This window comes from Amycolatopsis kentuckyensis, assembly GCF_002155975.1.
Classification (GTDB): Bacteria; Actinomycetota; Actinomycetes; order Mycobacteriales; family Pseudonocardiaceae; genus Amycolatopsis; species Amycolatopsis kentuckyensis.
The window spans coordinates 1-13,803 of the sequence record NZ_MUMI01000133.1 but is presented as its reverse complement, the minus strand read 5'-3'; the positions used below and the strand labels follow the sequence as shown (position 1 = coordinate 13,803).

15 protein-coding genes are annotated in these 13,803 nt (G+C 72.6%); 4 read left to right on the top strand and 11 right to left on the bottom strand.

The window, feature by feature from the left end:
- Nucleotides 1–157: 157 nt before the first annotated feature.
- The 6 genes from CCN39_RS14455 to CCN39_RS14430 form a co-directional block, all read right to left on the bottom strand.
- Complete coding sequence (locus CCN39_RS14455; protein ID WP_086842254.1) at nt 158–1,036, bottom strand: branched-chain amino acid ABC transporter permease; 879 nt, start codon at nt 1,034–1,036, stop codon at nt 158–160.
- Nucleotides 1,033–1,806, bottom strand: a complete 774-nt coding sequence (locus CCN39_RS14450) for an ABC transporter ATP-binding protein (RefSeq protein WP_208630231.1) — start codon at nt 1,804–1,806, stop codon at nt 1,033–1,035. Before CCN39_RS14450 ends, CCN39_RS14455 begins: the two co-directional genes overlap by 4 nt.
- On the bottom strand, nt 1,803–2,612 hold the full coding sequence (locus CCN39_RS14445) for an ABC transporter ATP-binding protein (protein ID WP_086842250.1): 810 nt from the start codon (nt 2,610–2,612) through the stop codon (nt 1,803–1,805). The genes CCN39_RS14450 and CCN39_RS14445 overlap by 4 nt, the downstream gene beginning before the upstream one ends.
- A gap of 118 nt (nt 2,613–2,730) precedes the next feature.
- Entirely contained in the window at nt 2,731–3,549 is an 819-nt protein-coding gene (locus CCN39_RS14440; protein ID WP_086842248.1) for a PHP domain-containing protein, read from the bottom strand.
- Between the two features lie 13 nt (nt 3,550–3,562).
- The gene (locus tag CCN39_RS14435) at nt 3,563–4,186 is read right to left on the bottom strand and encodes a response regulator (protein ID WP_086842256.1); all 624 of its coding nucleotides are present in this window, start codon (nt 4,184–4,186) and stop codon (nt 3,563–3,565) included.
- Nucleotides 4,183–5,322, bottom strand: a complete 1,140-nt coding sequence (locus CCN39_RS14430) for a GAF domain-containing sensor histidine kinase (protein ID WP_086842247.1) — start codon at nt 5,320–5,322, stop codon at nt 4,183–4,185. The genes CCN39_RS14435 and CCN39_RS14430 overlap by 4 nt, the downstream gene beginning before the upstream one ends.
- A gap of 84 nt (nt 5,323–5,406) precedes the next feature.
- On the opposite strand from CCN39_RS14430, the gene CCN39_RS14425 reads away from it, so the two are divergent.
- Complete coding sequence (locus CCN39_RS14425) at nt 5,407–8,142, top strand: FAD-binding and (Fe-S)-binding domain-containing protein (RefSeq protein WP_086842245.1); 2,736 nt, start codon at nt 5,407–5,409, stop codon at nt 8,140–8,142.
- Here the strand turns inward: CCN39_RS14425 and CCN39_RS14420 are convergent, their stop codons facing one another.
- Genes CCN39_RS14420 through CCN39_RS14405 form a run of 4 tightly spaced genes read right to left on the bottom strand, consistent with a single transcriptional unit; the run spans nt 8,143 to nt 10,661 of the window.
- Nucleotides 8,143–8,703 carry a TetR/AcrR family transcriptional regulator gene (locus tag CCN39_RS14420; RefSeq protein ID WP_086842243.1) on the bottom strand — a complete coding sequence of 187 codons (561 nt, stop codon included), beginning with the start codon at nt 8,701–8,703 and terminating at the stop codon, nt 8,143–8,145.
- A 44-nt stretch (nt 8,704–8,747) separates the two neighbouring features.
- On the bottom strand, nt 8,748–8,945 hold the full coding sequence (locus CCN39_RS14415; RefSeq protein WP_086842241.1) for a ferredoxin: 198 nt from the start codon (nt 8,943–8,945) through the stop codon (nt 8,748–8,750).
- A 4-nt stretch (nt 8,946–8,949) separates the two neighbouring features.
- Nucleotides 8,950–10,155 (bottom strand): cytochrome P450, encoded by a 1,206-nt coding sequence (locus CCN39_RS14410; RefSeq protein WP_086842238.1) that lies wholly within the window; start codon nt 10,153–10,155, stop codon nt 8,950–8,952.
- Nucleotides 10,152–10,661 (bottom strand): PadR family transcriptional regulator, encoded by a 510-nt coding sequence (locus CCN39_RS14405; RefSeq protein ID WP_086842237.1) that lies wholly within the window; start codon nt 10,659–10,661, stop codon nt 10,152–10,154. Before CCN39_RS14405 ends, CCN39_RS14410 begins: the two co-directional genes overlap by 4 nt.
- A gap of 117 nt (nt 10,662–10,778) precedes the next feature.
- Here CCN39_RS14405 and CCN39_RS14400 point away from each other — a divergent pair, with 117 nt between their 5' ends.
- Together CCN39_RS14400 and CCN39_RS14395 are read left to right on the top strand one after the other, a co-directional pair.
- Nucleotides 10,779–11,969, top strand: a complete 1,191-nt coding sequence (locus CCN39_RS14400) for a cytochrome P450 (protein WP_086842235.1) — start codon at nt 10,779–10,781, stop codon at nt 11,967–11,969.
- A 2-nt stretch (nt 11,970–11,971) separates the two neighbouring features.
- Nucleotides 11,972–12,187 (top strand): ferredoxin, encoded by a 216-nt coding sequence (locus tag CCN39_RS14395; RefSeq protein ID WP_208630229.1) that lies wholly within the window; start codon nt 11,972–11,974, stop codon nt 12,185–12,187.
- Here CCN39_RS14395 and mtnA read toward each other — a convergent pair.
- Nucleotides 12,150–13,127, bottom strand: coding sequence for an S-methyl-5-thioribose-1-phosphate isomerase (gene mtnA, locus CCN39_RS14390; protein ID WP_086842231.1), 978 nt, complete (start codon nt 13,125–13,127; stop codon nt 12,150–12,152). The two genes, CCN39_RS14395 and mtnA, sit on opposite strands and share 38 nt — an antisense overlap.
- Before the next feature lie 45 nt (nt 13,128–13,172).
- On the opposite strand from mtnA, the gene CCN39_RS14385 reads away from it, so the two are divergent.
- Nucleotides 13,173–13,571, top strand: coding sequence for a RidA family protein (locus CCN39_RS14385; RefSeq protein ID WP_086842230.1), 399 nt, complete (start codon nt 13,173–13,175; stop codon nt 13,569–13,571).
- The last annotated feature ends 232 nt before the right edge of the window (nt 13,572–13,803 follow it).

The following is a 13,803-nucleotide window of genomic DNA, read 5'->3' as shown; positions in this document are numbered from 1 at the left end:
GGCCTTGAGCCAGGCCGCGTCGAGGTACAGCGGCAGGGCGAGCAGGACGACGAGCAGCGCGAGCCACGCGGCCTGGCGGACCAGCCGCGCCGGGCTGCGACGCGGGCGCGGCGGCGCGGCCGCTTCGGACGGGCTGTCCACTTCGGACACGGCTTGGTCAGACACGTGTTCGCTCCCTCGTGCCGAACAGCCCCGAAGGCCGCACCACCAGGACCACCAGCATCACCAGGAACACCGCGCTCTTGGAGAAGTCGAACGAGACGTACTGCGCCGACAGCGCTTCGACGATCCCGACGACCAGGCCGCCGACGACCGCGCCCGCCGTCGAGTCGAGGCCGCCGAGGATCGCGGCGGGGAAGGCGGCCAGCGCGATCGAGTGCGTCCCGCGCGAAAGCCCGGCGCCGGAGAAGTCCTGCGTCGCGATGAACAGCACGGCCACCCCGGCCAGCAGCCCGGCGACCAGCCACGCGGTCGCCGTGACGCGCGAGCTGCGGATGCCCATCAGCGCGGCGGCCTCGCGGTTCTCCGCCTGGGCACGCATCGCCACGCCCCAGTTCGAGTACTTGAAGGCCAGCCAGAACGCCGTGATCAGCACCGCGGCGACCCCGAGCGCGACCAGGTGCGTGCGGAACAGCGTGATCCCGCCGAGCCGGAACGGCTTCGCGTCCCAGGCGTCGCCGAGGAAGGGGAGCGTGACGCCGAGGCGGCGCACGATCTCCTCGGTGACGATGACGTCGACGCCGATGGTGAGCAGGGCCAGGCTGTTCGCGTCGGCGTGCCGGGAGCGCGACAGCAGCAGCCGTTCCACCAGCAGGCCGAGCAGCCCGGCCGAGACGATGCCGACGAGCGACGCGCCGGCCCAGCCCAGCGCGTCCTTCGACACCACGACGAGGTAACCGCCGAAGAGCACGAGCGAGCCGTGCGCGAAGTTGACCACCTCGGTGGCCTTGAAGATGATCACGAAGCCCAGCGCCAGCAACGCGAACACGGCGCCCTTGCCGAGGCCGTTCACCACGAGCTGCAGAAATGTGTTCACACTGCCTCCGTGCCCAGGTAGGCCTTGATGACGTCCGGGTCGGACTGCACCTGCGCCGGGGTGCCGTCGGCGATGCGCCTGCCGAAGTCGAGCACCGTGACGCGGTCGGCGATGCCCATCACCAGGCCCATGTCGTGTTCGACGAGCAGGATCGAGATGCCGAGCTCGGCGCGGATCCCGCTGATGGTGCCGGCCAGCTCGGCGGTCTCGGCCGCGTTCATCCCGGCCGCCGGCTCGTCGAGCAGGAGCAGCACCGGTTCGACGGCGAGCGCGCGGGCGAGGTCGACGCGCTTGACGACGCCGTAGGGCAGCGCGCCGGCCGGGGCGTCGACGACCGCGCCGAGCCCGAGGAACGCGCAGATCTCCCGGGCGCGTTCGGCGTGCCGCCGTTCGGCGCGGACCGTCCACGGCAGCCGCAGCCCGACTTCGAGGAACCCGCCGCGGGTGAGCGCGTGCCGGCCCAGCATGACGTTGTCCAGCACGGTCGAGCCGGGGGACAGCGCGGCGTTCTGGAACGACCGCCCGACGCCGAGGCCGGCGAGCTTGTGCGGGGCGAGCCCGGTGAGGTCGGTGTCCCCGAGCCGGACCCGGCCGGTGTTGGCGCGGTAGAGGCCGCTGATCACGTTGAAGCAGCTGGACTTCCCGGCGCCGTTCGGCCCGATCAGCGCGTGCAGCGAACCGGGGGCGACGGTGAAGCTCACTTCGTCGAGGGCCCGGATCCCGCCGAACCGCAGCGAGACGTTCTCGACCCGCAACTCCGGCGGCGTCATCCGGCCCACCTCGACAGCGTCCGGCCGGCCAGGCGCCGGCGCGCCTGCTCGGCTTCGGCGTCGGCGGTTTCCTGCGACTCGGCGTGCCCGCCGAGGTAGAGCCGCTGGACGTCCTGGCTGGCGGCGAGCTCGGCCGCCGTCCCGGCCAGCGCCACCCGGCCCACTTCGAGGACCACGGCGTGGTCGGCGACGTTCAGCGCCATCACGGCGTTCTGCTCGACCAGCACCACGGCGGTGCCCTGGTCGTGGATCTCCCGGATGGTCTGCCCGATCTGCTCGACGATCTTCGGTGCGAGGCCCAGCGACGGCTCGTCGAGCAGCAGCAGCTTCGGCGCGGACATCAGCGCCCGGCCGATGGCCAGCATCTGCTGCTCGCCGCCGGACAGCAGGCCCGCGCGCTGCTTGGCGCGTTCGGTGAGCACCGGGAACAGCTCGCCGACCCGTTTGCGGGCGGCGGTCCGGTCCGCGGCGGTGCGGGCGCCGATGCCGCCGGCCCGCAGGTTTTCCTCGACGGTCATCCGCGCGAACACCTGCCGTCCCTCGGGCACGCCGACGACGCCGAGCCCCACGATCCGGGCGGGGTCGAGCTTGCCGAGCGCGTGGCCGTCGTAGCGGATCTCGCCGTCGTCGATCGCGCCCCGGTGCATCCGGAGGGTGCCGGAAACGGCCCGGAGCAAAGTGGACTTCCCGGCTCCGTTGCTGCCCAGCACGGCCAGCACGCCGTCGGCGGAGACGTCGAGATCGATCCCGTGCAGGGCGGCCGTCGACCGGCCGTACCGCACCCGCAGGCCACGCACGGTCAGCACGAACTCACTCCGGGACGCAAGGGGCCTCCTCCACTCGTGTGACGTGAGTCACGGTCGGTGGCGGTCATCCTGCGTTCGGCGGGAGTGATCCGATACCCCCACGTGGAGAGGTAAGGGGCTACGAAACGGACACGGCAGACTCCCGGAGAGCCGCGAAGACCACGGGCGAAGTGGTGTGCTCGCCGAGGCGGACCGGCTTGCGGTCACCGTGGAAGTCGCTCGAGCCGGTCGCGAGCAACCCCAGGTCGGCGGCCACTTCCCGGAGCCGGTCCCGGACCTCGGGGGGCTGCTCCGGGTGGTCGGCTTCGACCCCGGTGAGCCCGGCCTCGGCGAGGGCGGCCAGCTGCGTGTCCGAGACCGAAGCGCGCCGCTTGACCGAGCGCGGGTGGGCCAGCACCGCCACGCCACCGGCCGCGCGGACCAGCGCGATCGCGTCCACAGTGGACAGGACGTGCTTCGGGACGTCGGCCCGGCCGCCGTCGGCGATCCAGTCGGGCGTGAAGGCGTCGGTGATGCCCACCGCGGCCAGTGCCGCGGCGATGTGCGGCCGGCCCAGCGGCGCGCCCGCGGCGATCGCCGCCACCTGCGCCAGCGTGATCGGTGCCCCGAGTTCCCGGCAGCGCTCCACCATCCGCACTCCGCGGCGGACGCGGTCGGTGCGGATCAGCTCCAGCTCGGCGGCCAGTGGCTCGTGCCCCGGATCGACGAAGAGGCCGAGCAGGTGCACTTCCGCGTCGTCGAGTCGGCAGGAGATCTCGACGCCGGGGACGAGCTCGACCCCGGAGGCGGCCGCGGAAGCCGCGGCCAGGCCCGCGAAGGTGTCGTGGTCGGTGAGGGCGAGCACCGTCAGCCCGGCTTCGGCGGCCAGCTGCGGCAGCGAAGCGGGCGGCGTCGTCCCGTCGGAGGCCGTGCTGTGCGCGTGCAGGTCGATCGTCACCCGGCCGAGGATCTCACAGCAACCCGGCTTCGCTGGCCTTCCCGATGGCCTCGACGCGATTGCGCGCGCCCAGCTTGTGCAGCGCCGACTGCAGGTACGTCTTCACGGTGTTGCGGGCCAGCCCGGTCGACTCCGCGATCTCCGGGTTCGTCTGGCCCTGCGCGGCCAGCCGCAGGACCTCGTACTCGCGGCGGGTCAGGCCGCTGCGGGCGAGCGCGTCCGACCGCTGCCCGGCGTCGGGGAGGATCCGCGGGTCGACGACGCGCTCGCCGCGCAGGACCCGGCGCAGTTCGGTCACCAGCTGCGCCCCGGCGGCGTCCTTGAGCAGGCAGCCGTGCGCACCCGACTCCAGGGCCGCCAGCACGCCCTGGTGGTCACCGTGCGCGGTGAAGACGACGATCTTGCCCTCGGGGTGCACCCGGCGCAGCTCGGTGACGACCTCCGGCGCGAGCATGTCCGGCAGCCGCAGGTCGAGCAGGATCAGGTCCGGGGCCAGTGCCGCCACCCGCTCGATCGCCAGCCGTCCCGACTCCGCCGAGCCGACGACGGTCAGGCACGGGTCCGAGCGCAGCAGCAGCGTCACGCCGTCGCGGACGACCGGGTGGTCGTCGACGACGAAGACGCTGGCGGGGGTCACGGCCGCACCAGCGGCACCCACGCGCGCAGGGTGCAGCCGTCGTCGTCGTCGCGGACCAGGCTGACCCGGCCGCCGAGCCGCGCGGCGCGCCCGGTGAGCGTCCGCAGGCCCATGCCGGTGCCGGGAACCGTGTCGGTGCCCGTGCCGTCGTCCGCGACGACCACCTGGACGCCGTCGTCGCTGGGCAGCAGGCTGACGATCACCGAGGACGCCCGGGCGTGCTTCTCGACGTTGAGCAGGCCCTCGCGGACCGCGGCCACCAGCAGCGCGGTGCGTTCGGCGTCCAGCGGCGGCACGGCCGCGAGCTGCACGAACCGCGCCGGGACGCCGCAGCGTGCCTGGAACGAGCGGCAGTGCTCGGCCAGCTCCACCGGCAGCGCCCGCTCCGGGCTGCATTCCGACAACGCCAGCAGCGACTCCCGCAACGCGCCCGCGGCCGCCGAGACGTCGCCTTCCAGCCGCCGCAGCCGTGCCTCCAGGCCGGGGTTTCCGTGGAGGTCCTCGTGCAGGTCTCGCACCTGGACGCCGATGGAGAACAGCAGCGCGCCGACGGAGTCGTGCAGCGCGCTCTGCATGCGCAGGCGCTCGCCGGCCACCGCGGCCGTGCGGTCGGTTTCGGCGACCTTCGCCAGGTGCAACGCCGTCCCGGCCTCGCGCGCGACCTCTTCCATCCGCCGGACGGCGTCGTCGCCGAAGTCGGCCGGCTCGCGCATGGCCGCGTAGGCGATGGCGACGGTCTCGCCGCGCGCGACGATCGGGACGGCGAGCATCGCGGCCAGGCCCTCGCCGCGGACCTGGGCGTCGAACTGGTGGGTGATCGCCGGCGAGCTGACGTAGTCGGTGACCTTCACCGGACGGCCCAGCGCCAGCACCCGCCCGCCGATGCCCTGGCCGACGGGCACTTCGAGGTCCTGCAGCGCATTCGTCCGGGTGCCGGACATCCAGCGGATCACGGCCAGCTCGGGCCGGTCGAGCTCGGCGACGAACCCGGCCTTCGCGCCGACCGTCTCCCGGATCAGGCGCGCGGTCCCGTGCAGCGCGGCGACCCGGTCGAGCGTGCCGAGCAGCTTCTCGCGCTCGCGCAGCAGCTCGCCCAGCACCGCGCTGTACTCGGCAACGTGCTCCTTTGCCGTCACTCGATCACGATGGCACACCGGGTGTGGTTCCGGACATACCCGGCTGGAGAGGTACGAGGGGCTCCGGTCGACTTGAATGGGGGTGTGGAGATCCTCACCGACGCCGCCACGCTCGCGCTGTACACGACCGACGCGTCCAACTACCGCCACGTGCCCCGCGGCGTGGTGCTGCCGAGGACCGTCGACGACGTCGTCGCCGCGGTCGCTGCGGCGCGCGATCGCGACCTGCCGGTGATCGCCCGCGGCGGTGGCACGAGCGTCGCCGGGAACGCCTGCGGGCCGGGCCTGGTGATCGACACCTCGCGCCACCTCGGTGGGGTGCTCTCGCTGGATCCGGACGCCCGGCTCGCGCGGGTGCTGCCCGGCACGGTGCTCGACGACCTGCAGGCGGTCGCGGCCCCGCACGGCCTGCGGTTCGGCCCGGACCCCTCGACGCACAGCCGGTGCACGCTCGGCGGGATGATCGGCAACAACGCGTGCGGCTCGCACTCGGTGGCGTGGGGGCGCACGGTCGACGTCGTCCGCTCGCTGGAGGTCCTGCTCTACGACGGCACACGGCTGCGGGTCGGTCCGGACGAGCCCACCGAAGGCCGGATCTTCGACGAGCTGCGCGCGCTGGTGCGGGACAACCTGGCCTTGCTGCGCAAGGAACTCTCGACGTGGCCGCGTCGCGTGTCCGGCTACGGGCTCGAACACCTGCTGCCGGAGAACGGCTTCGACGTCGCCAAGGCGCTGGTCGGCTCGGAAGGCACCTGCGTGACCATCCTGGAGGCGACGGTTTCGCTCGCCCGGCTCCCGGACCACAAGGTGCTCGCCGTCCTGGGCTTCCCCTCCGACATCGCGGCGGCCGACGCGGTGCCGTCGATCCTGCCGTGGTCGCCGCTGACCGTCGAAGGCGTGGACGCCGAGCTCGTCGCGATGCTCCCCGGCCGGGCCGGCGACCTGCCGCCGGGCGGGGCGTGGCTGTTCGTCGAGCTGGCCGGGGACGACCCGGCTGCGCGGGCCCGGGACCTGGCCGCGTCGCTGGACCTGACGGGGTTCGCGATCCTCGACGACCCGGCCGCGCAACGCGGGCTCTGGCGCATCCGCGAGGAAGGCGCCGGGCTCGCGACCCGGCTCGCCGACGGCTCGGAGGCCTGGCCGGGCTGGGAGGACGCCGCTGTCCCGCCCGAGCGGCTCGGCGCGTACCTGCGCGAGTTCAAGGAGCTCATGCGCTCGCACGGGCGCCGCAGTGTCGTCTACGGCCACTACGGCGAAGGCTGCCTGCACCTGCGGCTGGACTTCGACCTGCTGTCTTCGGGCGGGGTCGCGGACTTCCGGCGGTTCCTGGAGGAGGCCGCGGACCTCGTCGCGGCGCACGGCGGCTCGCTGTCCGGCGAGCACGGCGACGGCCAGGCGCGCTCCGAGCTGCTGTCCCGTATGTACAGCCCGGAGATGCTGGACGTCTTCGCGCGGTTCAAGGCGATCTTCGACCCGGCCGGGCGGATGAACCCCGGGATCCTGGTCGCGCCGCGGCCGATCGACGCCGACTTGCGGGTGCGGTCCACCTCGAAGTCCTTCGAGGACAGTGTCTTCCTCGGCTACCCGGAGGACCGCGGCAACTTCGGGCAGGCGATGCGGCGCTGCGTCGGCGTGGGGAAGTGCCGCAACACCAGCGGCGGCGGCGTGATGTGCCCGAGTTACCGGGCCACCCGCGAGGAACAGCACTCGACGCGCGGCCGGGCCCACCTGCTCGCGGAGATGATCAACGGCGAAGTGATCACCGACGGCTGGCGCTCGGCCGAAGTCCGCGACGCGCTGGATTTGTGCCTGTCCTGCAAGGGCTGCCTCTCGGACTGCCCGGTCGACGTCGACATGGCCACGTACAAGGCCGAGTTCCTGCACCAGCACTACCGGCGGCGGCTGCGCCCGGCGTCGCACTACTCGATGGGCTGGCTGCCGCTGTGGCTGCGGCTCAGCGCTGTCGCTCCGCGACTGGCCAACGCCGTCGGGCGGTCCCGCCTGGCGGGCTTGGTGAAACGGCTCGGCGGGATCGCACCGGAACGTTCGCTGCCTTCCTTCGCGGCTTCCCCTTTCACCTCGGCACGCGCGGATCTCCGGCGGAGGGCCTCGGGGGAGCGCAAGGTGGTGCTGTGGCCGGACTCGTTCAACAACTACCTGACGCCGTCGGTGCTCGAGGCCGCCTTCGAGGTGCTCACCGCGGCCGGGTACGACGTCGTGCTGCCGGACCGCGGAGTCTGTTGTGGACTGACCTGGGTGTCGACGGGCCAGCTCGGCGTCGCCCGGCGCGTCCTGGACCGGACGCTGTCCGTGCTGGCGCCGTACCTGGAAGACGGCTACGAGGTGGCGGGCCTGGAGCCGAGCTGCACGGCGTTGTTCCGCGGCGACCTGCCCGCGCTGATGCCGGGCGACGCGCGTGCTTCATTGCTGGCTTCGCGAACGTTCACGTTCGCCGAGCTGCTGGAGCGGGCGCCGATCCCGTTCGCGGCGCTCGACGTCGACGCGATCACCCAGGTGCACTGCCACCAGCACGCGGTCCTCGGCTTCGGCGCCGACGAGTCGGCGCTGGCGGCGGCGGGCGTCCGGAACACCACGCTGGACTCGGGGTGCTGCGGCTTGGCCGGCAACTTCGGCTTCGAGCGCGGCCACTACGACGTCTCGAAGGCGGTGGCGGAGGACCGGATGCTGCCGGCGATCCGCGCGGCGTCCCCGGAGACCGTGGTGGTGTCGGACGGCTTCAGCTGCCGGACGCAGATCGCCCAGGAGTCGGGCCGGACCCCGGTGCACCTGGCGGAACTGCTGCGCCGCGCGCTCCCGTGACTATTCGCTGCGTTCGAGCAGCGTCTTGATGCCGGTCAGGACGAGCCGGCAGATGTGCTCGGGATCGGCGCCGGCCAGGGGTTCCTTCCCGGTGACCTCGCGGACGAGCGCGATGCCCATCAGCCAGGCGAGCGCGAGGTCGGCGCGCAGCTCGGCGTCCGGGGCGTCGGTCAGCGTGGCGAGCACCTCGGCGTACTCGCGGCCGACCTCCTGCCGGATGGCGGCCGCGACGCCGTCGCTGCCCGACGAGCGCAGGTACGTCTCCAGCGCCCGGTTCTGCCGTCCGGGCTCCAGCATGCTGCGCAGGGACGTGCTGAAGAGCCGCTCGGGCGGGGTGGCGGCGAGCTGCTCCCGCCCCGACCGGGCGATGACCGCCTCGAACAGCGCTTCCTTGCTGCCGAAGTAGCGGAACAGCAGCGACTGGTTCGCCCCCGCCAGCTTGGCGATGTCCCGCACGGTCGTCCGATCGAACCCGCGCTCGGCGAACAGCTTCTCGGCGGCGTCGAGCAACGCCAGCCGCGTTGCGGCCGCGTCCCGCTTGCGGCCAGGCTGCTCAGTCATCGGAGCAGGCTAACCGGCAAACCGGACGCGGGCGCTCCGGCCCCTCAGGCGCCGGAGAGGCGGATCGCGGCGGCCGGGCAGGTCAGCTCGGCCTGCCGGACCGCGTCCTGCTCGGCCGCGGACGGCTCTTCGGTGAGCAGGACGACCGTGCCGTCGTCCTCGTTCTGGTCGAACGTCTCCGGGGCGAGCAGGACGCACTGGCCGGACGAGACGCAGCTGCCCGCGTCGACGGTGATCTTCATCGGCTCACCACTCCACGGGGACGCGCTCGACACCGCCGGCCACGCGGTTGGTGCGCACCGGGATCTCGTCGATCCCGACGGCCAGGCGCAGGCCGGGGAAGCGGCGGAACAGCTTCGGGAACACCGTCCGCAGCTCGGTGCGGGCGAGGTTGGCGCCGATGCAGACGTGGGCGCCGGTGCCGAAGGCCAGGTGCACGTTCGGCGTGCGGTCCGGGTCGAACCCGTCGGGGTCGGCGAACACCGACGCGTCCCGGTTGGCCGCGTCGCTGGAGACGAGCACGGCGTCGCCGCGCATGATCCGCGTCCCGGCGATCTCGACGTCCTCGTGCGCGTAGCGGAGCAGGCCGGTGCCGCTGGTCGCGGTCAGCCGCAGGATTTCTTCGACGGTCTGGTTGACCTGGCCCTCGGGGTCGGCGGCGAAGCGGTCGCGGCGGGCGGTGTCGGCGAGCAGGAACAGGGTGCCCATCGCGATGCGCGTCGACGTCGTCTCGTGGCCGGCGAACAGCAGCCCGGCGCCCATCCGGGCGAGGTCCTCGCTCGTGAAGGTCGGGTCTTCGGCCTGGAACGCGACCAGGTCGGAGATGACGTCGGGCTGCGGGTCCGCGCGCTTGGCGTCGGCGAGTTCCGTCATGTACGCCATGAACTCCGCCATCGCCGCCTGGGCGTCTGCGCCGCCGTCCATCAGCGCGATCCGCTCGGACAGGCCGCGGAAGTGCGCGCGGTCGGCGTACGGCACGCCGAGCAGTTCGCAGATCACCAGCACCGGCAGGGGAAAGGCGAGGAAGTCGGTCAGGTCGACCGGCCCGGCCTCGCGCGCGGCTTCCATGTCGTCGAGGCAGCGGTCGGTCAGCTCCGCGATGTGGTCGCCGAGGGCGCGCATCCGGGGCGCGGAGAACGCGGGCGCCAGCATCCGGCGCATCCGCTTGTGCTCGCGCTCCTCGTTCTCGAAGTCACCGCTCGGGCCGTCCTGCACCGCGGCGTAGGAGATCCGCGACGCCTGCTCCGGCGCCGGGTGCGAGCGGCCGAAGCGGCGGTCGCGGAAGACCTCCTTGGCCCCCTCGTAGGACGTCACCAGCCAGGCCGGGTCGCCGGCCGGGGTGAGCACCCGGCTCACCGGCGCCTGCCGGCGGAGGACGGCGTAATCCGGGGCGATGGCGAGCGCGTCCGCGCGGGCGAAGGGGAGGCGGGGCGTCTCTTCGGTGGTGGTCATGCGTCTTCCCTCGGATCGGTGGTGAGAGCGGCGAGCCAGCGGAGCTCGGCGTCGAACTTCCCGAGCACGTGGTGCAGCGCGGCGCGGCTCCACGGATCGGCCTGCCCGGCGGCGAGTCCGGTGAGCCGCGCCTGTTCGGCGGTCAGTGCGGTTCGGCGGATTTCGAGCACCCGGGCTCGTTCGCCCGGGCGCAGCCAGGCGAAGTTCCCCACGCGGGCCAGGAACTCCGGTTCGTTGAGCGCCAGGTCGGCCGGGAAGTCCGCGAGCATGTCGTGCAGCAGTTCCCGTCCGACCTCGGTGATCGTGTAGACGTGCCGCGGCGGCTTGGCCTCCTGCTCCTCGGCGCTGCGGCTCACCGCGCCCGCGTCGACGAAGCGCCGCAGGGTCGGGTAGAGCGAGTTGTTCGACAAGGTGTGGCCGGTCGATGCCTCCACCGCCTTGCGCAGTTCGTAGCCGTGCATCGGCTCGACGGCCAGCTTCGACAGCAGGAGGATTTCGATCCACACCTAGGTCACCGTAACCTAGGATTCGGTGACCGGGCAATGGCGGATCGTGACAGGTGGGAAGAAACTGTGTAGCGTTGTAAGCAGCTGCTTACAAACCTGGAGCACGGGGGTTCCCGCATGACCGCCACCCACACCGAACCGCTCGCCTACCCGTTCAACGAGGAGGCCGGGCTCGACCTGAACGAGGCGTACGCGGCCGCCCGGGACGCCGACGGCATGGTCCGGGTGAAGATGACCTACGGCGAGCCGGCGTGGCTGGCCACTCGCTACGCCGACGCCCGGCTGGTGCTGGGCGACCGCCGGTTTTCGCGGGCGATGGAGAAGGAGAAGGACGCGCCACGCCGATCGCCGGCGGTGCGCGAGGGCGGCATCCTGCAGATGGACCCGCCCGACCACACGCGGCTGCGGACGCTGGTCGCGAAGGCGTTCACCATGCGCCGCGTCGAGCTGATCCGGCCGCGCGTCGCTTCGCTGGCGTCCGAGCTGATCGCCGGCATGAAGGCGGCCGGCCCGCCCGCCGACCTGGTCGACGCCTACGCGTTGCCGATCCCGGTCGCGGTGATCTGCGAGCTGCTCGGCGTCCCGGTCGCCGACCGGCCGAAGTTCCGCGTGTGGAGCGACGCGGCGCTGTCCACCAGCGGGCTGACGCCCGAGGAGTTCGAGCGCAACCAGGAAGACCTGCGCGACTACATGCGCGGCCTGATCGCCGAGCACCGCTCGGCGCCGCAGGACGACCTGATGACGGCGCTGATCGAGGCCCGCGACGTCCGCGACCGGCTGACCGAGCTGGAGCTGGTCGACCTGTGCGTCGGCATCCTCGTCGCCGGGCACGAGACGACCGCGAGCCAGATCCCGAACTTCGTCTACGCGCTGCTGGACCAGCACGAGCAGTGGGAGCGGCTGTGCGCGGACCCGGACCTGATCCCGGCCGCGGTCGAGGAACTGCTGCGGTTCGTGCCGCTGGGCGCCGGCGCGGGCTTCGCGCGCTACGCCACGGAGGATGTGCCGGTCGGCGGCGTGCTCGTCCGGGCGGGTGAACCGGTACTGGTGGCGATCGGCGCGGCCAACCGCGACGGCCTCCAGTTCGGCGACGCGGAGACGCTTCGGTTCGACCGCCCGGAGAACCACCACCTGGGCTTCGGCCACGGCGTCCACCACTGCCTGGGCGCGCCGCTGGCCCGGCTGGAGCTGCAGGAGGCGCTGCGCGCGTTGGTCACCGAGATGCCGGGGTTGCACCTCGCCGGCGATATCGTGTGGAAGACGCAGATGCTCGTCCGCGGACCGCGGTCGATGCCGATCGGATGGTGATGATGAGCTGGGACGTGAAGGTCGACGAACACACCTGCATCGGATCGGGGATGTGCGCGGCCCTGATGCCGGAGGTGTTCAGCCTCGACGGGGCGGTGGCCCACCCGGTGACGCCGTCGGTGGAGGCCGACGAGACGGTCCTGGACGTGGCGGACTCCTGCCCGGCCATGGCGATCACGGTCACCGACGGCGGCCGGGAGATCGGCCCGCGTCCCTGAGGGGTCCGTGCTCGGTGACCACGGCCGTGATCAGGTCGAACGGGGTGACGTCGAAGGCGGGGTTGAAGACCGGCGCGTCCGCCGGGGTGGATCCGGTGAGCTCGCCGGCGTCGCGTTCCTCGATGGTGATGCCGGTGCCGTCCGCGAGCTTGCCGTCCACAGTGGACGAGGGGGCGACCACGACGAACGGCACACCGTGGTGTTTCGCGGCGATGGCGAGGCCGTAGGTGCCGATCTTGTTGGCGACGTCGCCGTTCGCGGCGATCCGGTCGGCGCCGACGAGAACGCAGTCGACCATCCCCCGGGCCATGGCGGCCGCGGCGGCCGAGTCGGGCTGGACGCGGTAGGGGACGTTCTCCTGGGCGAGCTCCCACGCCGTCAGCCGGGCGCCTTGGAGCAGCGGGCGCGTCTCGTCGACCAGGACTTCTTCGACGAGCCCGCGCGCGTGCAGGTGCCAGACGACGCCGAGGGCGCTGCCCCAGCCGACGGTGGCGAGGCGCCCGGCGTTGCAGTGGGTGAGGAGCCGCAGGGGACGTCGCGGGCACTCGGCGAGCACGATCTCGGCGGCGTGGCGGGAGGCGGCCTTGTTGAGCCGCTCGTCTTCGTCGAGCAGGGCGAGTGCTTCGGCGAGGACGGCGTGGGGGCCATTTGGCAGTTCCTTCAGCGCGCGCTCGACACCCCAGGCGAGGTTGACGGCGGTGGGGCGCGCGTGGGCGATGCGGTCGGCGTCGTGGTGCACGTCACCGTTCTGGTGGGCGGACAGGGCGACGCCGAGCGCCCCGGCGGCCCCGAGCGCGGGCGCGCCCCGGACGGCGAGCCGCTTGACGGCGTCGACGAGTTCGCTGACGGTTCTCAGCTCGAGCAGCCGGAACTCGCCGGGCAGCGCGGTCTGGTCGATGATGACGATGGCGCCGTCGGCCCAGTCGATGGTCCTGCGCACGAGCCCTCCTCGGTTTTTGGCTTGCCCGGCCGGTGAAGATGGGGTGTGACCATTGAACGGCAGAACCCGCCGGGCCTGCACACACCGCCGGGCTACCACCACGTGACGGTGACATCGGCACCCCGCACGCTGTACTTGGCGGGCCAGTGCCCGCTGACCCCGGACGGTTCCCTGGTCAGCGGCGACATCCTCGCCCAGGTGGACCAGGTGGTGGCCAACACGGCGGCGGCCCTCGAGTTCGCCGGCGCGTCACCATCCGACGTGGTCCGCACGGTGATCTACGTGGTGACGGAGGACCGCACGCTGCTGTCCTCGGTCTGGACCCACCTGAACGCCTCCCCGATCGCAAAGGCCTTCACCTCGGCAAGCACCCTGCTGGGAGTAGCCCAGCTGGGCTACCCCGGCCAGCTGATCGAGCTCGACGTAACAGCCGCCCTCACCTAACCCGCGAGTTCCGCCTCTGGTCACGCGAGTTCCGTGCTCAATCACGCGAGTTCCGGTTCCGATCACGCGAGTGCGGTGTACCGGAACGGCGAACTCGCGTACCTGGGTGGACGACACGCGTACCGGGAGGCTCGGCTCGCGTGCCCGGAGGCTCGGTGCGCGGGATCGGGCCCGGGACTCGCGTGATCGAAGGCGGGACTCGCGTGATTGGGGGCGGGACTGGCGTGATTGG

Bases quoted from the DNA above. Each gene is read 5' to 3' on its own strand.
- CCN39_RS14450 (WP_208630231.1), bottom strand. From the start codon at position 1,806: ATGACGCCGCCGGAGTTGCGGGTCGAGAACGTCTCGCTGCGGTTCGGC.
- CCN39_RS14410 (WP_086842238.1), bottom strand. From the start codon at position 10,155: ATGACCACCACCGAAGAGACGCCCCGCCTCCCCTTCGCCCGCGCGGAC.
- CCN39_RS14415 (WP_086842241.1), bottom strand. From the start codon at position 8,945: ATGAAGATCACCGTCGACGCGGGCAGCTGCGTCTCGTCCGGCCAGTGC.
- CCN39_RS14400 (WP_086842235.1), top strand. From the start codon at position 10,779: ATGACCGCCACCCACACCGAACCGCTCGCCTACCCGTTCAACGAGGAG.
- CCN39_RS14395 (WP_208630229.1), top strand. From the start codon at position 11,972: ATGAGCTGGGACGTGAAGGTCGACGAACACACCTGCATCGGATCGGGG.
- CCN39_RS14420 (WP_086842243.1), bottom strand. From the start codon at position 8,703: ATGACTGAGCAGCCTGGCCGCAAGCGGGACGCGGCCGCAACGCGGCTG.